17 protein-coding genes and 4 pseudogenes are annotated in these 21019 nt (G+C 68.3%); 13 read left to right on the top strand and 8 right to left on the bottom strand.

All coding sequences use genetic code 11. The annotated features are described in order from the left end of the window. Positions 1-15: 15 nt before the first annotated feature. Entirely contained in the window at positions 16-846 is an 831-nt protein-coding gene (locus OHT76_RS43165) for an MFS transporter (RefSeq protein WP_328876759.1), read from the bottom strand. Positions 847-861: 15 nt separating this feature from the next. Next, positions 862-1697 (bottom strand): IS5 family transposase gene (locus OHT76_RS43160; protein ID WP_328868630.1). Its coding sequence is split into 2 segments (ribosomal slippage): positions 862-1322 and positions 1322-1697, totalling 837 coding nucleotides; the frame shifts between segments, so codons are not numbered across the junction. A 479-nt stretch (positions 1698-2176) separates the two neighbouring features. On the opposite strand from OHT76_RS43160, the gene OHT76_RS43155 reads away from it, so the two are divergent. The 4 genes and pseudogenes from OHT76_RS43155 to OHT76_RS43140 all read left to right on the top strand — a co-directional run. After that, positions 2177-2773: a winged helix-turn-helix domain-containing protein gene (locus OHT76_RS43155; RefSeq protein ID WP_328876315.1), complete on the top strand. Its 597-nt coding sequence runs from the start codon at positions 2177-2179 to the stop codon at positions 2771-2773. Continuing rightward, positions 2773-4107, top strand: coding sequence for an MFS transporter (locus tag OHT76_RS43150; RefSeq protein ID WP_328876314.1), 1335 nt, complete (start codon positions 2773-2775; stop codon positions 4105-4107). Before OHT76_RS43155 ends, OHT76_RS43150 begins: the two co-directional genes overlap by 1 nt. Before the next feature lie 297 nt (positions 4108-4404). Then, a pseudogene (locus OHT76_RS43145) lies at positions 4405-5331 on the top strand (AMP-binding protein); the annotation flags it as partial. A 58-nt stretch (positions 5332-5389) separates the two neighbouring features. Beyond that, positions 5390-6031, top strand: a pseudogene (locus OHT76_RS43140) (IS701 family transposase); the annotation flags it as partial. Positions 6032-6158: 127 nt separating this feature from the next. Here OHT76_RS43140 and OHT76_RS43135 read toward each other — a convergent pair. Beyond that, positions 6159-6994, bottom strand: a protein-coding gene (locus tag OHT76_RS43135; protein ID WP_443049900.1) for an IS5 family transposase whose coding sequence is annotated in 2 segments (ribosomal slippage) — positions 6159-6644 and positions 6647-6994 — 834 coding nt in all. Because the reading frame shifts where the segments join, the coding sequence is not laid out codon by codon here. Positions 6995-7144: 150 nt separating this feature from the next. Here OHT76_RS43135 and OHT76_RS43130 point away from each other — a divergent pair. Then, positions 7145-7423: pseudogene (locus OHT76_RS43130) on the top strand (helix-turn-helix domain-containing protein); the annotation flags it as partial. Then, a complete protein-coding gene (locus tag OHT76_RS43125; RefSeq protein WP_328876757.1) occupies positions 7419-8174 on the top strand; it encodes an IS630 family transposase in 756 nt (251 codons plus the stop codon). The pseudogene OHT76_RS43130 and the gene OHT76_RS43125, both read left to right, overlap by 5 nt. A gap of 24 nt (positions 8175-8198) precedes the next feature. Here OHT76_RS43125 and OHT76_RS43120 read toward each other — a convergent pair whose 3' ends face one another. The 3 genes and pseudogenes from OHT76_RS43120 to OHT76_RS43110 form a co-directional block, all read right to left on the bottom strand. Then, a complete protein-coding gene (locus OHT76_RS43120; protein ID WP_328876285.1) occupies positions 8199-9545 on the bottom strand; it encodes an IS630 family transposase in 1347 nt (448 codons plus the stop codon). Positions 9546-9618: 73 nt separating this feature from the next. After that, entirely contained in the window at positions 9619-10965 is a 1347-nt protein-coding gene (locus OHT76_RS43115; RefSeq protein WP_328876285.1) for an IS630 family transposase, read from the bottom strand. A gap of 158 nt (positions 10966-11123) precedes the next feature. Beyond that, positions 11124-12366, bottom strand: a pseudogene (locus tag OHT76_RS43110) (IS701 family transposase). Positions 12367-12774: 408 nt separating this feature from the next. Between OHT76_RS43110 and OHT76_RS43105 the strand changes: the two are divergent. The 5 genes from OHT76_RS43105 to OHT76_RS43085 all read left to right on the top strand — a co-directional run bounded on the left by OHT76_RS43105 (position 12775) and on the right by OHT76_RS43085 (position 15997). Continuing rightward, positions 12775-13611 carry a helix-turn-helix domain-containing protein gene (locus OHT76_RS43105; RefSeq protein WP_328876311.1) on the top strand — a complete coding sequence of 279 codons (837 nt, stop codon included), beginning with the start codon at positions 12775-12777 and terminating at the stop codon, positions 13609-13611. 83 nt (positions 13612-13694) lie between these two features. After that, positions 13695-14165 (top strand): cupin domain-containing protein, encoded by a 471-nt coding sequence (locus OHT76_RS43100; protein WP_328876310.1) that lies wholly within the window; start codon positions 13695-13697, stop codon positions 14163-14165. Further along, a complete protein-coding gene (locus tag OHT76_RS43095) occupies positions 14162-14881 on the top strand; it encodes an SGNH/GDSL hydrolase family protein (protein WP_328876309.1) in 720 nt (239 codons plus the stop codon). Before OHT76_RS43100 ends, OHT76_RS43095 begins: the two co-directional genes overlap by 4 nt. Before the next feature lie 45 nt (positions 14882-14926). Then, entirely contained in the window at positions 14927-15337 is a 411-nt protein-coding gene (locus tag OHT76_RS43090; RefSeq protein WP_328876308.1) for a hypothetical protein, read from the top strand. Between the two features lie 54 nt (positions 15338-15391). Then, on the top strand, positions 15392-15997 hold the full coding sequence (locus OHT76_RS43085) for a dihydrofolate reductase family protein (protein WP_328876307.1): 606 nt from the start codon (positions 15392-15394) through the stop codon (positions 15995-15997). A 694-nt stretch (positions 15998-16691) separates the two neighbouring features. On the opposite strand, the gene OHT76_RS43080 is transcribed toward OHT76_RS43085, so the two are convergent. Together OHT76_RS43080 and OHT76_RS43075 are read right to left on the bottom strand one after the other, a co-directional pair. Then, positions 16692-17810: a fatty acid desaturase family protein gene (locus OHT76_RS43080; RefSeq protein WP_328876306.1), complete on the bottom strand. Its 1119-nt coding sequence runs from the start codon at positions 17808-17810 to the stop codon at positions 16692-16694. Between the two features lie 8 nt (positions 17811-17818). Further along, positions 17819-18829, bottom strand: a complete 1011-nt coding sequence (locus OHT76_RS43075) for a ferredoxin reductase (RefSeq protein ID WP_328876756.1) — start codon at positions 18827-18829, stop codon at positions 17819-17821. A gap of 132 nt (positions 18830-18961) precedes the next feature. Here OHT76_RS43075 and OHT76_RS43070 point away from each other — a divergent pair, with 132 nt between their 5' ends. Together OHT76_RS43070 and OHT76_RS43065 are read left to right on the top strand one after the other, a co-directional pair. After that, complete coding sequence (locus OHT76_RS43070; RefSeq protein ID WP_328876305.1) at positions 18962-20101, top strand: helix-turn-helix domain-containing protein; 1140 nt, start codon at positions 18962-18964, stop codon at positions 20099-20101. Between the two features lie 563 nt (positions 20102-20664). Further along, a complete protein-coding gene (locus tag OHT76_RS43065; protein ID WP_328876304.1) occupies positions 20665-21003 on the top strand; it encodes a thioredoxin family protein in 339 nt (112 codons plus the stop codon). Positions 21004-21019: the final 16 nt, after the last annotated feature.

Below are 21019 nucleotides of genomic sequence, written 5' to 3'. Positions count from 1 at the left end.
TCAGGTCTGGCTAATTCAGTCCCTCGCCGGTTCGATCGACTGGGGCGGACCGGGCGATTGCGGCGCGCTCGCAAGGGCCGATCCGCGAAGGAGAACCGGCGAGGCCATGAGACTCGCTGCTACAGTCCCGGCCCCCGCAACCTGCAAGGCCACCGCTCCCCCAAGAAGACTCGACACAGGCCCGCCCAGAGCGGTCCCGGCGAGGTTGGCGCCGTTGAGCGCTGCCCCCGAAGAATCAAAGGCCCTTCCCCGGACATCGACCGGAACTCGCGCATGGATGAGATTTCGGATGGCAAGGCCCTGCAGCGAATTCGCCACGCCGGTGAGTACGAAACCCACCAGTGCCACCGCGAACACCGGCACGCTCGCGCTGACGAACAGGGCCATGCCCATCAGCCCTCCGGCGCCAGCGAGGACCCGCGGCTGCCAGTACAGCGGGATCCTGGAAGCGATCAGGGCGGCGGCCAGGAGCATGCCCACCGTGTGGGCAGTGACAAGCACGCCGTAGCCAGCATCAGAGGCATTGAGGTCCTCCCGGATGAAGAAGACCCGTGCCACGCTCAGCACCGCGGTGAACACGATCGCCGACGCGAGCGCAAGAATTGCCGTCCGCAGCAGCCGGTCCCGGCTCAGCACCCCGACACCCTGCCGCACCTGACTGAGCCAGCGTGTCTTCGCGCCGGCAGGCACCGGCTCGCGCCGGACCCCGAGCAGGAGAAGGGCGAGAGCCAAAACGGCGAAGGTCGCAGCGTCGGCGAACAGAACGACCCGCTCGTCGAAGGCCGCGACAAGCAGACCCGCCAGTGCGGGGCCCACCACGTTGCCGGCCGAACGGAACGTCTCCAGGCGGGCTTAGAGGTCCTAACAAAGGCGTTGGACGTGGCGGTGGGTGATGAGGCAGGTGGCGAGGCCGAGGAAGGCTTCGTGGATGTCGTCGCGTCGTTCCCAGCGGATCCGCAGGCGGCGGAAACCGTGCAGCCAGGCGATCGTGCGCTCGACCACATAGCGGAACATGCCCAGGCCGCTGCCGTGTTCCTGTCCTCGTTCGGCGATGACCGGACGGATGCCGCGGGCCCAGAGCAATCGGCGGTACTTGTCGTGGTCGTAGCCGCGGTCGGCGAGGAGCGCATCGGGTCTGCGTCGGGGCCGGCCGACGACGCCGGCCACGGCCGGGACCTTGTCCAGCAGGGGCAGCAACTGCGTGACGTCGTTGCGGTTTCCGCCGGTCAGGGACACCGCGAGCGGGATGCCCTGGGCGTCGGTGAGGACGTGGTGCTTGCTGCCCGGCCGTGCGCGGTCGACCGGGCTGGGGCCGCTTTTGGGCCGCGCCGAGCGGCCCGCACGTGGGAGGAGTCGATCACCGCCCGCGACCAGTCCAGCTTCTTCGCTACCCGCAGCTTCTTCAGCAGTATCAGGTGCAGTTCGTCCCACACGCCGGCCTCGTTCCAGGCGGCCAGCCGCCGCCAGCACGTCATGCCCGAGCCGAAGCCCAACTCCTGTGGGAGGTACTCCCATTGGATGCCGGTGTGCAGCACGAACAGGATCCCGCACAAGGCCTGCCGGTCCGGTACCCGCGGCCGGCCCTCCACCAGCTTCGGCCCCGGCTCGGGCAGCAACGGCTCGATGAGCGACCACAGTTCATCCGACACGATCCAAGGCCGCGACTGTCGCTTTCCCACGACCAGACCAACGACCATCCAAGCCGAAGGTCACATGATCAACAGCTTCTGTTAGGACCTCTTAGCCGCGCGCGGTCGCGCGTGGTCGGCGTCGACGAGTACGCCACCCGCAAGGGCCGTCGCCCAGCACCGCCACTACTGGCGAGCCCTGGTCCCTGCGGCCCCCGAACCCGAGCCGGAGCCTGCCCCAGAAGAGGAGCCGTGCGGCTCGCCACGGCCGACCGGACACCGGATCGCCGACCGCACCCGGGCCAGGCACGCCGCCGTCCACGCACTGCTGGAGGCGGCCTGGCACAGCCACCGCTCGATCCAGCGACGGCTCGGCATGACCAGCCGCATCGTCGAACGGCGGCGGGCACTTCGGGGATCAGGCACCAGGGCCAGGAAGCCGGACAGTGTTACCGCGTCCGCCAGCGGGGCCGGCGCGGAGGTGATTCGCAAAGACTTCTTCGCGATGATCTCTTTGCAAAGAAGTGTATGTAGTCTATGGTGCATGCATGGCACAGATTCCCGCTGAAAAGTCTGTAGTCCTGGACGCCAAGGGCCTACGCGCTCTGGCACACCCCGTGCGCGTGCAGCTTCTTGGTCTGCTACGGACCCATGGCCCCGCTACTGCCACACAGTTGGCCGGCCGTTTGGCCCTGAACTCAGGAGCGACCAGCTACCACCTGCGTCAACTCGCTGCGGCCGGCTTCGTGGTCGAGGACGCAGAGAGGGGCAACGCGCGAGAGCGATGGTGGCGTTCGGTGCACCAGTTGATGCGCTTCAGCTCCGAAGAACTCGCGGAGCGCGAGCCCGAGGCGGCGATGGCGTATCTGCAGGCCGTCCACAACACGTACACCATGCGCTCTCAGCAGGCGCTCAACGGCCTGCAGACGCTGCCGCGGCCGTGGCGGGAAGCGTTCGACATGAGCGATGCCTCTCTTCGGCTCACCCCGGCGGAGGCCCAGGAGATGCGGGATGAGATCTGGCTCGTCGTCGACCGGTACCGACGGGCCGCAGGCGACGACGAGCCCGAAGACGCCGACCCGGTCTGGGTGAACGTCCATGTGCTGCCAGATGTCGACAACGCCGAACAGGAAGCGACGAATTGATGGGCTACGAGGAGACAGCCATAACCGGCCGGGCGCGGTTACGGCCGCTCGCCGGGGTTCTCGCGGCGCTGCTGGTCGCGCACAGCGGCACCAGGATCTCGGCGATCGCCATTCCCTGGTTCGTGCTCGTCACGACCGGAAGCGCCACCCAGATGGGGCTGGTCGCGTTCTGCGAGCTGGGGCCCTATGTGGCGGTCAAGGCCTTCAGCGGCCCGCTGGTAGACCGGTTCGGGCCGCGCCGGATCTCCTGGGTCGCGGATGTCATCAGCGCGACCACCGCTTTGCTGATTCCGCTGCTGCACGCCGAAGGCATGCTGTCGTTCGGGGTGTTGCTCGCCCTGGTCGCGGTGATCGGCACAGTCCGCAGCCCCGGCGATCTCGCGAAGGACGTCATGATCCCGGAGGCGGCCGAGCGCTGCCAGGTGCCGCTGGAGCGGGCGACCGGAGTGCAGGGCGTGGTCGAGCGCCTGTCCGGGACCGTGGGGCCCGCCGTCGGCGGCATCCTGGTCGGGCTAGTGGGCCCAATGGTCGGCCTCGGGGTCAACGCGGCCTGCTTCGCGCTTGGTTCGCTGATCATCGCCGCGGCCCTGCCGCGGGACATGGGCCGGCCACAGGAGCGGCCGGCGGCGAAGACCGTGGCCGAGGGCGGCAAGGACGGCGGTTACTGGCACAGCTTCCGGCAGGGCTTCGCGTTCCTGCGCAGTGATCCGATGCTGCTGACGCTCTCCGTCATGCTCGGCATCACCAATCTGCTGGACGCCGCGTGCACGGCCGTGCTGATTCCGATGTGGGCCAAGGAGTCCGGCCACGGTCCCTCCGAAATCGGGCTGGTGCTGGCGGCGTTCAGCATCGCGGCGACGGTCGGCAGCTTCGTCGCCGCCGCAATAGCACACCGGATGCGGCGCCGGCCGGTGTTCTTCCTCGGCTGGCTGGTCGCGGGGGCGCCGCGGTTCCTCATCCTCGCGTCCGGGGCGCCGCTGTGGGTCGTGGCGGTGGTGATAGGCCTCGGCGGCTTCGGCGGCGGCTTCCTCAACCCGATCATCGGCGCAGTCACGTACGAGCGGATCCCACCAGAGCTGGTGGGCCGGGTCCGGGGCATCGGGGAGGCCCTCACCTGGGCCGGGATTCCGCTGGGCGGCCTGCTGGGCGGCGCCGCGGTGGCGGGCGTGGGTCTCGCGCCCGTGCTGGTGTTCGCGGGCGTCGTGTACTTCCTGACCACCAACCTCACGGGTCTGCGCCCGGAATGGCGGGAGATGGACCGCCATCGCGGCAACGGCAGGAGCGGGCGAAGCCTGCCCGCCACCTCGGCAGAGCCTGAACCCTCGGCCTCGTAGGCACGATGTCCACGCCGCGCAGTAGTGCGTAACGGCCCCTTCCCCCGCCGGGTGGAACCGACTTGGAACTTCATTCCCACGGCGGAGACGCGGGCGCCGCGAGCAGCGGATACGTCCCCCCGCCGGGGAAGGGCTCGGCCCTGCCGCGGCAAGCTCCCGACTGCGACTCCGGCTCGTCCGCTCCTATATTCCACGCGTCGGCTGCGGTGGCCTCCCCGTCCCCTAGCAGTGCCGCGGGAGTTGCGCCGGGACCGGTCAGATCGATGGACAACGCCGGATCTAAGGCTTGGAGAAACGATGACGGAGTCCAGCGAGTTGAAGCACGGCATACCCGCGGGGTGGGCTCCACGGCGAGCCATCCGCGCAGTGACGATCCACGGCGGGTTCGAGGCCCAGGCCGCCCGCACTCCGCACAGCGTCGCGCTACGCGCCCGCGAGGTGACGCTGACCTACCAAGACCTCAACGCACGCGCGAACGTCCTGGCGCGCCGGCTGCGCGCCCACGGCGTCGGAGGCGAGTCGCTGGTCGTCGTATGCCTGCCGCGGTCCGTGGAGTTGCTGGTCAGCCTTCTCGCGGTGATGAAGGCCGGTGGCGCGTACGTGCCGCTGTCGCCCGGTGACCCGGATCAGCGGCGGCGGCACATCGTGGAGGACGCCCGGCCCACCGTCGTGATCACCGACGCTGAGCACCGCAGTGACGAGGTCTTCGGCGGCTCGACCGCGCTGTGCGTCGACGAGCTGCTGGAGTCCATCGCGGCCGCTGGCCCGGCCGAGCGGCGGGACCTAGACAAGGAGGTCCGGCCGGAGCAACTGGCCTACGTCATCTACACATCCGGATCGAGCGGCCGGCCCAAGGGTGTGATGTGCCCGCACCACGGGGTGGCGAACTACATCGACTGGGCGGTCGAGACCTACACCAAGCACGGCACCGAAGGCGCGCCGCTCTTCTCCTCAGTCGGCTTCGACATGGTCGTACCCAACATCTACGCCCCCCTGTGGTGCGGCCAGGCCGTCCGGCTCGTCCCTGAGGACCAGGACCTGCCCGCGCAGGTCTCCGATGTGTTGTCGGCCGCCCCGTACGGATTCATCAAACTGACGCCCGGACAGCTCGACCTGATCACCACGATGACCGATGCCGCCGGGGCGCGGAGCCTCGCGGGGCTGCTCGCCGTCGGGGCGGACTTCTTCCCGGCGCAGTCGCTGCAGCGGTGGCGCGCACTGAACTCCGGGACACCGGTGCTCAACGAGTACGGACCGACCGAGGCTTCGGTCGCCAACGCCTTCTTCATGCGGTTACGGCCGCAGCGTCTGCTTCCGCCTGGCCCTGGAGGAACGCGGTTGGTCCTACATCGTCGCTGTCGAGCCCAAGGAGATCGCCCGTCCGGCTGGTGCCAAGCCGCAGCTGCCGGCCTACCAGGGTCTGGGTCCGCCGACTCTGCCCCGCTACCGTGAGCCGGCCCGCCCCCTGCCCCAGCTGATCGATGCGGACACCCGCTTCGAGGACATCACCTGGCGCCAGGGCAGCAAGGGATCGATGACGTCACGCTTTGCGGTGCTTGAGGTGCGGCCCTCGGGCAAGGCAGCCACCCGCACAGCGCAGGAACACGCCGGCGGGCGCAGCCAGTGGGACGGAGCACTGCCGCTGCGGACCCTGCTGGTCGAACAGCCCGCGACAGCGCCGGAGCCCACCGGCTACTGGATGACCAACCTGCCCGCCACCACACCGATCGCCGACCTGGTGCGCTGGGCGAAGATGCGCTGGCGCATCGAGCACGACTACCGCGAACTCAAACACGGGCTGGGCCTGGACCACTTCGAGGGCCGCACCTGGCGCGGCTGGCACCACCACGTCACCCTCGTCACCGCCGCACAGGCCTTCCTCACCCTGCGGCGCTACGACCCAAAAGCCCGCACAGCAGCCTGACCCTCTACCAAGTCCTCAACGCGTTACAGGACCTGCTGCGGTGCTGGGACGGCACCTGCACCACCTGCGGCCGCCCCCTCACCAGAACCAGAACCTAACGAAGCACTACTAGGCGGTTTCGTTTGGATCATCGGGCGGACCAGAGGAAGATGCCTGCGATGTGGAGTCCGGCCAGGTAGATGGTGGCTGTCTTCTCGTAGCGGGTGGCGAGGCCGCGCCACTGCTTGAGGCGGTTGATGCACCGCTCGACGGTGTTGCGCTGTTTGTAGGTCTCGCGGTCGAAGGCCGGTGGTCTGCCACCTCGGCTGCCGCGTCGCAGTCGGTGGCCGCGTTGGTCCGCCGGGACAGGGATCACGGCCCGGATGCCGCGTCGGCGCAGGTGCTCGCGGATCGCGCGGGACGAATACGCCTTGTCTGCCAGGACCACTTCCGGTCTGGTGCGCGGCCGGCCACGTCGGCGGGGAACACGCAGGCGGGCCATGACATCGGTGAAGGCCGGCGCATCGCCTGCCTGTCCGGCGGTGAGGACGAAAGCCAGAGGACGGCAGCGGGCATCGGCAGCCAGGTGGATCTTCGTTGTCAGTCCGCCGCGGGACCGTCCGATGGCATGGTCGTCGGGTTCGTCGACCGGGGCCCCCTTTTGCGGGCCCCGGCCGCGTGCTGGTGGGCTCGCACGATCGTGGAGTCCACCGAGACCGCCCAGTCGAGGTCCTCGTCCGCGTCGGCCATCAGCGCAGTGAACACCCGCTCCCAGGTGCCGTCGACGGCCCACATCCGCAGCCGGTTGTAGACGCCTCGCCAGTTGCCGTACTTCTCCGGCAGGTGCACCCACTGCGTTCCGGTCTGGAACTTGAAGGCGATCGCGTCGATCACCTCCCGGTGGTCCCGCCAGCGGCCACCCCGCTTCGGCGTCCGGTCCGGGAGTAACGGCTCGATCCGCGCCCACTGCGCAGTCAACGACACACCGGACCAACGATCCGATGATCTAAACGAAACGCCCTAGTTGATCGTTAGTTAGTGTGTGACTTCTGCTGCTGGTGCGTCAGTTCCTCGTCGGGGCCCGAAACTGGAGCCACTACTGCTGTCTGCTGAGGAGCGGGCGGTGTTGGAGCGGTGGACGCGTCGGGCGACATCGGCCCAGGCCCTGGCTCTCGGGCACGGATTGTGTTGGCGTGTGCGGGGCCGGAAGTACCGCCGATTGTCGCGGTCGCCCGACAGTTGCGGGTGAGCGCGGACACAGTCCGCAAGTGGCGGCGGCGCTTCCTCGCCGAGCGGCTGGACGGACTGGTCGACGAGCCGAGGCCGGGCCGGCCGCCCACCATCAGCGTCGGTCAGGTCGAGGCAGTGGTGGTCACGACGCTGGAACAACTGCCGAAGAACGCCACCCATTGGTCCCGGACATCGATGGCGCAGCACAGTCGTCTGTCGAAGTCCACGGTCGGCCGGATCTGGCGGCGGTTCCAGCTCAAGCCGCATCTGGCGGACACCTTTCAAGCTGTCGACGGACCCGCTGTTCGTGGAGAAGGTCTACGACGTCGTGGGGCTGTACTTCAACCCGCCCGAGGGTGCGGTGGTGCTCTCGGTGGACGAGAAGTCGCAGATCCAGGCCCTGGACCGGTCCCAGCCCGTGTTACCGATAATGCCGGGCATGCCCGAGCGGCGCACCCACGACTACGTGCGCAACGGCCTGACCACCTTGTTCGCCGCATTTGACGTGGCCACGGGTGAAGTCATCACGGCCCTGCACCGCCGGCACCGGGCGGTGGAGTTCAAGAAGTTCCTGATCAGGATCGACAAGGAGGTTCCCGCTCACCTGCAGATCCATCTGATCGTTGACAACTACGGCACCCACAAAACCCCTGCGATCAAGGCGTGGCTGGCCAAACACCCACGGTTCGAACTGCACTTCACCGCCACCGGCTCCTCCTGGATCAACCAGGTCGAGCGGTGGTTCGGCTACCTCGCCCACCAGATGATCCGCCGCGGCGCACACAAGAACATCCAGACCCTCGAAGCCGACATCCGCGCCTGGGTCAAGGACTGGAATGAAGACCCCAAGCCGTTCATCTGGACCAAAACCGCCGAAGAGATCCTCGACTCCCTTGCCCGCTTCTGCCGACGGATCTCTGGCGCAGGACACTAGTGTGCTGCGCCTGAAATCGCGGGCTTAAATCTGTCGCTGGTTATCGTTGGCTGGAGGAGTGACCTTGGTGAGGTAGTCGGCGAGGGATGTGAGGATCTCGTCGGCGGTCTTGGTCCAGGTGAAGGGCCTGGGGTTCTCGTTCCACGAGTCGATCCAGGCCCTGATGTCGTCCTCCAACGCCTTCACCGAGGTGTGGACGCCTCGGCGGATGAGCTTGTCGGTGAGCAGGCCGAACCATCTCTCGACCTGGTTGATCCAGGAGGAGCCGGTCGGAGTGAAGTGGACATGGAAGCGGGGGTGCTTGCCGAGCCAGGTCTTGATCTCGGGGGTGTTGTGGGTGGCGTAGTTGTCACACACCAGGTGCACATCGAGCCCGGCGGGAACCCTCTTGTCTATCGTGACCAGGAACTTCTTGAACTCGACAGCCCGGTGGCGGCGGTGCAGTTCACCGATGACCGTGCCGTCGGCGATGTTGAACGCGGCGAACAGACTGGTGATGCCGTGCCGCAGGTAGTCGTGGGTACGCCGCTCGGGCATGCCCGGCATCATCGGCAGCACCGGCTGCGAGCGGTCCAGCGCCTGGATCTGGCTCTTCTCGTCCACGCACAGCACCACCGCCTTCTCGGGCGGGTGGTGATACAGGCCGACGACGTCGACGACCTTCGCGACGAACTGCGGATCGGTAGAGAGTTTGAAGGCATCCTGCAGGTGCGGCTTGAGGTCGAACTTCTTCCAGATCCGCCCGATGGTCGACTTCGACAGCCCGGTGCGCTCGGCCATCGAGGCCCGCGACCAGTGCGTGTCCTTACCCGGGGTCGATTCCAGCGTCGCCACGACAACATCCTCGACCTGGTCGAGCAGGATCGAGGGCGGCCTGCCGGGCCGCGGCTCATCGGTCAGCCCGTCCAGCCGCCGCTCGACGAACCGGGCCCGCCAGCGGCTCACCGACTGCTCGCGCACCCCGAGTTCGGCCGCCACCTGCCTATTCGTCCCGCCCTCCGCGCACCGCAGCACGATCCTCGCGCGCAAAGCCAGGAACTGAGCGGTCTTGGCGCGCCTGGCCCAACGCGTCAGCTGAGCCCGCTCCTCATCACTGAGCACCAGCACCGACTTGCGCCGGCCTGGCCGCGGCTCATCGGCCAGGCCGGCCATCCGCCGGGCAGCAAACCGCGACCGCCACTTCCTCACCGTGTCCGCGGTTACCTTCAACTCCGCCGCCACACGTGTATTCGGCTGCCCGTCCGCGCACGCCAAGACGATCCGTGCCCGCTCGACCAGACGGGGCGCCACCACCCCGCCCACCCAGAGCAGCAACTCGGCGCGCTCCTCATCGGACAGCGCAACTTCGACGGCACGAGGACCCCGAGACATGAAAACAGGCTACAGATTTAAGCCCGCGATTTCAGGCGCAGCACACTAGTGTGCTGCGCCTGAAATCGCGGGCTTAAATCTGTCGCTGGTTATCGTTGGCTGGAGGAGTGACCTTGGTGAGGTAGTCGGCGAGGGATGTGAGGATCTCGTCGGCGGTCTTGGTCCAGGTGAAGGGCCTGGGGTTCTCGTTCCACGAGTCGATCCAGGCCCTGATGTCGTCCTCCAACGCCTTCACCGAGGTGTGGACGCCTCGGCGGATGAGCTTGTCGGTGAGCAGGCCGAACCATCTCTCGACCTGGTTGATCCAGGAGGAGCCGGTCGGAGTGAAGTGGACATGGAAGCGGGGGTGCTTGCCGAGCCAGGTCTTGATCTCGGGGGTGTTGTGGGTGGCGTAGTTGTCACACACCAGGTGCACATCGAGCCCGGCGGGAACCCTCTTGTCTATCGTGACCAGGAACTTCTTGAACTCGACAGCCCGGTGGCGGCGGTGCAGTTCACCGATGACCGTGCCGTCGGCGATGTTGAACGCGGCGAACAGACTGGTGATGCCGTGCCGCAGGTAGTCGTGGGTACGCCGCTCGGGCATGCCCGGCATCATCGGCAGCACCGGCTGCGAGCGGTCCAGCGCCTGGATCTGGCTCTTCTCGTCCACGCACAGCACCACCGCCTTCTCGGGCGGGTGGTGATACAGGCCGACGACGTCGACGACCTTCGCGACGAACTGCGGATCGGTAGAGAGTTTGAAGGCATCCTGCAGGTGCGGCTTGAGGTCGAACTTCTTCCAGATCCGCCCGATGGTCGACTTCGACAGCCCGGTGCGCTCGGCCATCGAGGCCCGCGACCAGTGCGTGTCCTTACCCGGGGTCGATTCCAGCGTCGCCACGACAACATCCTCGACCTGGTCGAGCAGGATCGAGGGCGGCCTGCCGGGCCGCGGCTCATCGGTCAGCCCGTCCAGCCGCCGCTCGACGAACCGGGCCCGCCAGCGGCTCACCGACTGCTCGCGCACCCCGAGTTCGGCCGCCACCTGCCTATTCGTCCCGCCCTCCGCGCACCGCAGCACGATCCTCGCGCGCAAAGCCAGGAACTGAGCGGTCTTGGCGCGCCTGGCCCAACGCGTCAGCTGAGCCCGCTCCTCATCACTGAGCACCAGCACCGACTTGCGCCGGCCTGGCCGCGGCTCATCGGCCAGGCCGGCCATCCGCCGGGCAGCAAACCGCGACCGCCACTTCCTCACCGTGTCCGCGGTTACCTTCAACTCCGCCGCCACACGTGTATTCGGCTGCCCGTCCGCGCACGCCAAGACGATCCGTGCCCGCTCGACCAGACGGGGCGCCACCACCCCGCCCACCCAGAGCAGCAACTCGGCGCGCTCCTCATCGGACAGCGCAACTTCGACGGCACGAGGACCCCGAGACATGAAAACAGGCTACAGATTTAAGCCCGCGATTTCAGGCGCAGCACACTAGTAGGGCTTGGTCAGGTTCGTATGGGGTGGTATATCGCGGTGGCAGGTGGGGCAGGCGCCGGTCCAGAGGGCCAGGAGTGTCTGTAGTTCGCGGACGATTTGATAGAGGCTCAGGCCTGCGCTGGGTCTTTTGGGTCTCGTGCCAGTCGTTGCAGTGTGCAGAAGGCATGGGCGGCGGAGCCGAGGGTGACGTGGTGGTGCCAGCCCTGGTAGGTGCGGCCCTTCGAAGTGGGCCAGGCCCAGGGCCTGATTCATCTCGCGGTGGTCGTGCTCGATGCGCCAGCGGAGCTTGGCCAGCCGCACCAGCGTGGCCAGCGGCATCCCGGAGGGCAGGTTCGACAGCCAGAACTGCACCGGCTCGCTCTCGCCGGTCGGCCATTGGGCCAGCAGCCAGCGCTCGGACGCGGCGTCCGTCGGTGGCCCGGCGGACGCCGCGTCCGGCGGGACGGATGCGCAGGGTCACGAACCGCGAGTACATGCGCTTGACGCCACTGGTCCCTCTGCCCGGCCGGGAGCCTTCCCGCCAGGACACCGGCCTCACGGCTGTCCGGCCGGCCGCGATGGCCAGCTCCTTCACGGTCTGCGCGGGCTGGGGGTACTGGATTCTCGGCGGCCGGCCGGCGCCTGTGTGGGCGGGCTGGACCGGCCGGGCATCGGCGGGATGCGCGGTGTGGCGGGAGGAAATCCCCACCGCATAGGGCAGCTTGCGTTCTTCCAGGCCGTGGCGGACGGCGGCGGCATCCCCGTAACCGGCGTCCGCGACGACCAGGGGAACATCGAGGCCCCACGACCGGATCTCGTCGATCATGTCCAGGGCCAGCTGCCACTTCTCCACATGCCCCACCTGGTCGGGGATGCCGCACCGGCCGCATTGGGCGACCTTGACCGCATCCGCCTCCGCGGAGGCGGGATCCCACGAAGCGGGCAGGAACAGCCGCCAGTTCACCGCCGTCGAGGCCCGCTCATGCGCCAGGTGCAGCGACACGCCCACCTGACAGTTGGTGACCTTGCCCGCGGTGCCGGTGTACTGCCGCGACACACACGCTGAGGCATCCCCGTCCTTCAAAAAGCCGGTGTTATCGACGATCAACGCCTCCGGACCGATTGCCTCGTGCATCCTCCAGGCCAGCCGGGCCCGCACATGCGCCGGATCCCACGGGCTGAAGGTGATGGAGTGGGCCAGCGCCTGACGGTTGCCCTCCTCACCGAGGCGGGCGGCCATCGGCTCCTGCGCCGCCCGTCCAGTAGCAGCCCACGCACATACACCTGCCCCCACCGCTGCTAATCCGCACGGAAGAACCCGTCGAACAACCCCGCCGCGAACGCCTCCAAGTCCTCCCGGACCCCGGCCATCTCCTCAGGTGTCACACCACCCCTACGACCCCAAAGCACCAACAGACACGCCACCCACGAATGAACCTGACCAAGCCCTACTAGGCCCCGGCGCGATCCCTGCAGATCACCTCAACTCCCGGGTGCGCCATCAGCCATGCCCTTGGTCTCGGTTGGTGTTGCCGCGCGCAGGACAACGGGCGTGCGCCGTCTCGGGTCATGTTGCCGCTCAACTGCTTTTGTCTCGGGCGTTGTTGTCGCTGGTCCCTGGCTGTCTCAGGAGTGGGAACCGAATATTGCGGAAAGGGGCCGCTGCCCCGTGGTAGGTCCTGGTCAGGCACGGTCTGTGGTGGCTGTTTCGGGTGTGGATAAGGTTTCGCGGTCCGGGTGGTGATCTTGCTGGGCTCGGCGGCTCGTACACTGACGGAAATGGAGGACCACACGGCCACCGGGATCGGTGTACGTCCGGCGCCCGCCTTGCGGCGGTACGTCGACTCGTATGTCGGTTTCGACCTCCGCGGGCTCCCGGCGGGGGTGCACTGCGGCCCGCCGAGCCGCGTGCTCACTGCAGTGATCAGCCTGTCGGACCCTTTGGAGGTGGCGGCGGGCGTTGACGACGGGTCACCGGTCACCCGATTCAGCAGCGTGGCCGGCGGTCTGATGTGCCGGTCCGTCGCGATCCACCACGACGGACGCCAGCACGGTGTGCAGGTATCGCTGACACCGCTCGGGGCTCGGGCCATCTACGGCGTGCCGGCCGCCGAGCTGGCCCACCGACTGGTCCCACTTGACGAGCTTCTCGGAGCGGTTGGCGTCGAGTTGGTCGACCGGCTCCGAGCGGCAACAACGTGGGTGGCGCGGTTCACCGTGCTGGACGAATTGCTCCTCCGAGCTGTCGGCCGTGGCGCCGGCGGCGACCGTGTGCGCCGGGTGCGCCCCGAGGTGGCCGAGGCATGGCGCCGCCTCGTCGCCGCGCGGGGCTGCGTCCAGGTTGGTGCGGTCGCCGCGGAACTCGGCTGGAGCCGTCGGCACCTCACCGAGCGGTTTCGCGGTGAGCTGGGCCTGTCGCCGAAGACCTTCGCCCGAGTTCTGCGCTTCGAGCACGCGCACGAACTGGCGGCGGCGCAGGACCCGCTCCCGTGGGCCGATGTGGCGACCATCTCTGGCTACGCCGACCAGGCCCATCTCGTTCGGGACTGGCGCGAGTTCACGGGCCGATCGCCGACGGCCTGGCGTCGCAGCGAAGTCCTCCTCGGGACCGGGTAGTCGCCAACCGTCCGCCCGTCGCGTCGGCTTCTGTTCCCTTTCCTTCAAGACCGCCCGATCGCCGTCGTGTGACGATCGTCAGCATGAGACTCGTCAACCACGAACGCAACGCCATCGACCTGCGGACCACCCCCGTGCACCTCAGGCTGGGATCGAGAGCGAAACCCGTCGAGGGCTTCGCCTGGGACCCGGAGGTGCTCCAGGCCTACAGCGCCGCGGTCACGGCAGATGGCGCCGAGGGCCGGATGGTGATGATCTTCGACGGCGACGGCCCCGGCGACCATTGGGAGAGCCACCCTGCAGGCGACGAACTGGTCGTTTGCCTCAGCGGATCAGTGACGGTCACCCGCGACGTGGACGGGGTGCCCGACCGCGTTCTGCTCGGGCCGGGCGAGGCCACCATCAACCCGGCCGGGGTATGGCACGCGGTCGACATGGCGGGACCGACGTCCATCCTGACCATCACCGCGAGCGTCGACACCGACCACCGTCCTCGGACCGACACCCGCCCAACCGAACGCGTCGGCACGCCCGGCCTGGAGGAAGCGCCGTGACGACACGCATCGCGTGCCTCGGCGACAGCCTCACCCGCGCGCAGTTCAGCGTCGACTACCTGGCCCTTCTCGGACGACGCCACCCTCTCGGTGACGTGCAGCTTGCCCGCTTCGGCGCCAACGGCGACTTCGCCTACAACCTCTTGCAGCGCCTCGATGCTGTCGTCGCGAACCCGCCCGATGTGATCACCGTGTTGATCGGGAGCAACGACGCCCGAGCGAGCCTTGCTGGCTACCCCGTCGAGCAGGCCATGAAGCGCAAACAGCTCCCCGAGCGCCCGTCAGCCGGCTGGTTCCAAGAGTGCCTGGGAGCCGTCGTCGCACGGCTGCGAGCGGAGACCGACGCGACGATCGGTCTGCTGTCACTCCCGGTACTCGGCCAACAACTCGACGGAGCAGCGGCACAGGCATCGCAGGCGTACAGCCGGATGATCGCCGAGGTCGCCGACTCCAACGAGGTGACCTACCTTCCGCTCCACGAACGCCAGATCGAGGAACTGCGCCAAGCGGACCCGCCGCCGATTTCATACCGGGAGGTGACGCCCGCAGCGGGCCTCGGCGTCCTCGTCCAGCACGCAGTGCTGCGCCGCAGCCTCGACACGATCTCGCGGCGCCGAGGTCTCGTGCTCACGACCGACCACATCCACCAGAACAGCCGTGGCGCCACCCTTATCGCTGAGGTCATCGACGCCGGTCTGCTGACCCAGAGCGCGTAGCTGGTCCGGCGCCGCGGCCAGTCGGATGCCATCTACCGCGCGGAGGTGGCGTGCGATCCAGCGGTCAACTCCTACGGCATCAAGATCAACCACCGGATCTACGACGGGGAGGGCCTGGACGGCCTGCAGCGCGGGAAGTCCGGGATCCCCGGCCGCAAGGACCGGTGGGAGGTCCGCCACGACCCCTACGACATCCGGCTCGTCTGGCTGCGTGACCACCGCAAGGGCACCTGGGTCACGGTCCGCTGGCGGCTACTGTCGTCCACCGCGACCCCGTTCGGCGAGCTGGCCTGGGAGCATGCGGCCCGTGACCTGCGCGAGCAAGGCGGCGGGTCAGCGAGGACGCCCTCGCCGCCCGCACCCTCGCCACCGGGCCCTACGAAGCAGTGCCGCTCCGCCGACCTGATCGGCTGCAGCGTCATGGGTTTTCTCGTTGCTCCACGGCGCGGCCGATGAGTTTGTGGCTCCCGGCCGGTCCAAGCTCGTGACACCCCAGGAAAGGACACCTCCATGTCGGAGCTTCTCGTCGACTTCATCACCTCCCTCGACGGCTACGCATCGGGAGAGGGGTGGCCCGGGTTCTGGGGGCTGGAGGGCCCGGAGTACCTCGCATGGCTCGGCGAGCAGCCCGAGGCCACCTACCTGATGGGAGCGAACACCTACCGCCTGATGTCGGGCTTCGCTGCAGGTGAGGTCCCGCCTGGCCAAGACCAGTTCAGGCCCGAAGAAGAGGCGTCCGTCGACGAGCTCACGCAAGCGTCCAAGGTGGTGTTCTCCTCCTCACTCGAGGAGCCACTGACGTGGGCCAACTCCACGCTCGTCCGCGATGACGCCGTCGAGGCGGTCCGCGCCATGAAGTCGAGTGGCTCGGGGCTCCTCAGCACGATCGGCAGCCTCAGCCTGTGCCGGTCCCTGCTACGAGCCGGACTCGTCGACCGCTTCCGGGTCGTGATGTTCCCGGTGATCACCGGGGCCACGGGCGAAGAACGCATCTACGACGGCTATCCGGACATCGCCCTCGAGATGATCGACCACCGCACCTTCGACGGCCGCATCCAGCTGGTCGAGTACAAGCCCCGCGTGCTCGAGCACCCGCCGCTCAGCGTCCCTGCGTGACTTCGCCCCGCCCGCCGGTCTGGACGGCCGCCAGGCCGGCAGGCGGGCGCGGAGCAAGACCTGACAGGAGGCGAACGGCCAACGTCAGGACGCCCGGGCCAGGTCGAGGCGTTGAAGGAGACAGGGTTCCTCTCGCACCCGGAGGCGATCCCGTGCCCGTACGCGGCCGGGAGACCAGCAATGCACGACAAGCCCTGCGTGCTGTTCGTCTGCGTCCACAACGCCGGCCGCTGCTCCCGGATTCGATCTCCGGGAACGAAGCCACCAGGCTCGTGCCCCGCCGTGAGTGCAGCACTACCCAGCCCACGTCGACACAGACCAGCGCCCGCCACCCGTCCCACTTCGGCTCACCCGCCAACCCCCGCAGCAGCGCAGGGTCGGGCACAGGGGCGGCGGGCATGGGTTCCGGCCGTGTCCACGTCACAGCCATGCCTTCCAGCCGGCCCGCCCGTCGGCAAACCGAGTGCGCGTACGCACCCGACTAGCGGCCACGGCAGGTCAGCGCACTACAACACCTCGCCGCCGGCTGTGCGCTGAGCTCCTAGCGCACGTCCAGGCAGCGCAGCCGGACACCGGCTGCCCGGATCGCGTGGCGTACGGTCTGGTGTCGCGGGCATCCACCGTCCGCAACGGATCTGACCGAACCCCGGCGGTGCCGCCGGTACAACCGAAAGATCTGAACGAAGACCGGGAATCAGGCCGCGACGAGCTCCTGCTCGCGGTCCGGCGTTTTGACCTTGGGCTTCTTGTTCGGCAGTGAGAGCCGGACGACCTTGCGCCACGCGGAGAACACCTGTTTGGGCAGCGGCCCGGTGACGTACTCCAGCTCGTACTTCTCGAACAACGCGCGCACCTTCACCGCGACCTCGGCGTACCGGTTGCTCGGCAGGTCCGGGAACAGGTGGTGCTCGATCTGGTGCGAGAGGTTGCCGGTCATGAAATGCATGGCCTTGCTGCCGCTGATGTTCGCCGAGCCCATCATCTGGCGCAGGTACCACTGGCCGCGCGTCTCGCCCTTGATCGACCGGCGCTCGAAGACCTGTACGCCCTCGGGGAAGTGCCCGCACATGATCACCGAGTGGGACCAGATGTTGCGGACCAGGTTGGCGGTGAACGTGGCGGCGAGTGTGGGGAAGAACGACGGGCCCGACAGCAGCGGGTGGATCACGTAGTCCTTGAGCACCTGCTTGCGGATCTTGCGGCCCACGGCCTTGGCCCGCGCGCGGAACTCCGGGTTCTTCCGGCGGCGCTTGTTCAGGTTCTTGCCCAGTTCCAGGTCGTACGCTGCGATGCCGTACTCGAAGAAGCAGGCGTTGAGGAAGTTCCACAGCGGCTGGCCGAGGTGGAAGGGGTGCCACTTCTGGTCCTCGTCGACGCGCATGATGCCGTAGCCGAGGTCGTTGTCCTTGCCGATCACGTTGGTGTACGTGTGGTGCAGCTCGTTGTGCGAGTGCTTCCACTGGTCGGACGGCGAGACGTGATCCCATTCCCAGGTGGTGGAGTGGATCTTCGGGTCCCGCATCCAGTCCCACTGGCCGTGCAGGACGTTGTGGCCGATCTCCATGTTGTCCATGATCTTCGCCACGGACAGTCCGGCGGTGCCGATCAGCCAGGCGGGCGGGAAGATCGAGAACAGCAGCACGCCCCTGCTGGCCAGCTCGAGCTTGCGCTGCGCCGAGATGACCTTGCGGATGTAGGCGGCGTCTTTCTCGCCGCGGCTGGCGATCACCTCGTCGCGGATCGCGTCCAGCTCGCGGCCGAGCTCCTCGATCTGCTCCGCGGTCAGGTGGGCGGTGGGGTCGATGGCGGTCAAGGTGTTCCCTACCGTTCGATGTCGCAGGGGCCCGCGGCGGCGGACACGCAGGTCTGGATGAGGACGCCCGGTTCGGCCTCGGTGATGTCGCCGGTGCGCAGGTCGCGGACGGCGCCCGCCTTGAGCGGCGTGATGCAGCCGATGCAGATGCCCATGCGGCACCCGGAGGGCATGAGCACGCCGGCCTCTTCGCCGACGTCCAGCAACGGCGTGGCGCCATCCGCGTCGACGGTCTTGCCGGTGGCGCTGAACGTGACCTCGCCGCCGTTGCCGGTGACGACGATGCTGGGGCGGAAGCGTTCGGTGTGCAGGCGCTCTTGGACGCCGTGCTCGCTCCAGTGCTCTTCGGCGGCGTCGAGCAGGCCCGCGGGACCGCAGGCCCAGGTCTCGCGCTCGGCCCAGTCGGGCACGAGTTCGTCGAGACGGGCGATGTCGAGCATGCCGTCTGTGTCCGTGTGCACCTCGGTGAGCTGCAGCTTCTTGTCCGCGGCCAGGTCGTGCAGTTCGTTGCGGAAGATCACGTCGTGCGGCTGGGGCGCGCAGTGGACCATGACGACGTCGTCGAATTCGGTGTCGCGCAGCATGCCCATGACGGGCGTGATGCCGCTGCCGGCCGTCAGGTAGAGCACCTTGGCGGGCTTGGCCTGCGGCAGCACGAAGTCACCGGTCGGCTGGTCGAGCTGGATCAGCGTGCCCGGTTTCGCCCTACGGACCAGGTGGTTGCTGACCTTGCCGTCCGGGATCGCCTTCACGGTGATCGTGACGCGGCCGTCCTTGCGGTGTGTCGGCGAGGTGAGGGAGTAGGCACGCCACAGGCGCACCCCGTCGACGTCGACCCCGATCCGCACGTACTGACCGGCGGTGTGGCCGCGCCAGCCACGTCCCGGCCTGATCACGATGGTCGCGGCGTCACCCGTCTCGGGGTGCACGGCCTCGATGCGCCCACGCAGATCAGCGCCCGCCCGCAGCGGGCTGACCAGGTCCAGGTAGTCAGACGGCAGCAGCGGCGTCGTGACCATCTCCAGCAGTTTCCACGCCCTGCTGCGCAGGGCTGTACTCGTCATGGCTCCAGCTTGCTGCGCCTCAGGGCGTAAAGTCCTAACCGCAGGACGTAAATCTGGTCGGTTGAATTGTTCGCAGGGAACAAAAACATGAGCCATGCAGTCCGGAGGGCCAGCGAACTGGCCCTGGATGAGACGACCGTCACCGCACTTCGGGCAGCGCTGAAGAGCACCGCCGACGAGGTCGTCCAGGCGATCATCGACGAGGTCCCTCCCTACGCCAACGCCCTTTCGGGCCACATGGGCGCCACCATTCGCCGAGCCGTCCGCACCGCCCTGGGGCACTACCTGGACCTCGCGAGCGGGAACGCCACAGGCGGCGACGCCGGTGACGCAGCCTATGAGCTGGGCCGCGGCGAGGTCCGCGACGGCCGTTCGATGGACGCCCTGCTCAGCGCCTACCGTGTCGGCGCCCGCGTGGCCTGGCGATGCCTGGCAGCGGGGGCCGTACCCGCAGGTCTGCCCGCCGCCGAGGTCGCCAAGTTCGCCGAGCTGACCTTCGCCTACATCGACGAGCTCTCCGCCGCGAGCGCCGCGGGCCACGCCGACGAACTGGCCGCCCGGGGCAGGGATCAAGAGCGCCACCTGGAGCACCTGGCTCGCGACCTCCTCGCCGGTGCGAGCCCGGACGTGCTGCTGGTCTCTGCTCAACGGGCCGGGTGGCAGCCTCCGGTTTCGCTGACCGCGGTCCTGCTGCCCGCCGCCCAGGCCCGGCCTGCCTACCGCGCGCTCGATCCGAGCACCCTCGTCCTCGACGATCTGCCGGACGCCACCGGTGTGCTGCTCGTCCCCGATGCCGACCGATCACATCTCTTGCGGCAGCTGACCGACCGCACCGCCGTGGTCGGCCCGGCCCGGCCATGGACTCGTGCGTCCGCCTCGTACGCGCGAGCCGCACGCGCGCACTCTCTTTCCTCCGAGATTCGCGACACCGAGGACCACCTGCCCGAGCTGGTGCTGAGCGCCGACGTGGACGCGTTCGCAGACCTGCGTGCCCGAGCCCTCGCACCATTGCGGACCTTGCCCGTCGCGACCGCACAGCGGCTGGAGGAAACGCTGCGGGCGTGGCTGCTGCACCAGGGCAGGCGGGACGAGGTGGCGGCGGAGTTGTTCGTCCATCCCCAGACCGTCCGGTACCGGATGTCGCAGCTGCGGGAGCTGTTTCCGGATCTCGCATCGCCACACCGGGTCCTTGAACTGACGCTGGCGGTCGGTCTTCGGGGCAGCTGACGCGTACTTCGACCGGCCACAACCGCGTCCGCGAGCGGTTCAGCAATCGTGCCTCGTTCTCGGCGCCATCAGCTGGCTCCTGCGGCCCGGGGAATAGCGGTATGAGCCAGCTGAGACCGGGGGTTGATGTGAAGACCAGACAAGGCCTCGGGAAGCCCGTCGGAGGCGCTGTCTCTGAGAAGCACGGTGGCGGATACGGCTCGACTGGATCGGGTGGACGATGCGCACCGGCCCGCTCGTCGACGCGCTCATCGTGCATCTGGCCGGTGATCTGGGCAGCTATGCCCTGGAAAACGGCTTTCATGTCGTCGTGGAGGGCGCTGTCCTGGCACGAGCTGACCCACGGGCGCGCGGCGGGCGGCAGCTGGGTGACCGGCGGGGCGGCCAGGCCGGGTCACCCGGGGGCGGGGGGCCGGGCCGCTCGCGCCGGGGACCACCGTGGTTCTGCGACGGCCCCGTGCCTGCCTTCCGACAGGTCAGCCGGACGACCGACCGGGCCGGCCTGGCACACCGCGCGAGGGATGATGGGGATGGAATGACGGAACGTGAGGTCAGGAGTTTCCATGGCGAAGCGGGTTCACCGACCCCGTGAGGACGCGGAGTTCAATTTCATCCTCGGGATGAGCGGAGTTCCGGTCCTCGCATACTTCACCGGGACATGGCCCAAGGCAATCGAGCCCTGCCGGGTGATGGACCTCGTCGTGGGTGGCATCGCGGACGACTACACGGGCCGCCTGACGGCCGTACGCGCCGACATCACGCGTTGTCCGGCCGCAACCGAGCGATACGGGATCACCGGAGCCCCGTCCTACGTCCTGCTGAAGGAGGGAGAGGCGGTGGCGCACGGCACGGGGCCTATGACCATCGCCGAGCTACGGAAGTTCCTGGACGGCCACCTCTGAGCGGCCGCTGCGGCAC

The organism is Streptomyces sp. NBC_00287 (assembly GCF_036173105.1).
In the GTDB taxonomy this organism is placed as follows: domain Bacteria; phylum Actinomycetota; class Actinomycetes; order Streptomycetales; family Streptomycetaceae; genus Streptomyces.
This window is presented reverse-complemented; position numbering and strand designations above follow the sequence as displayed.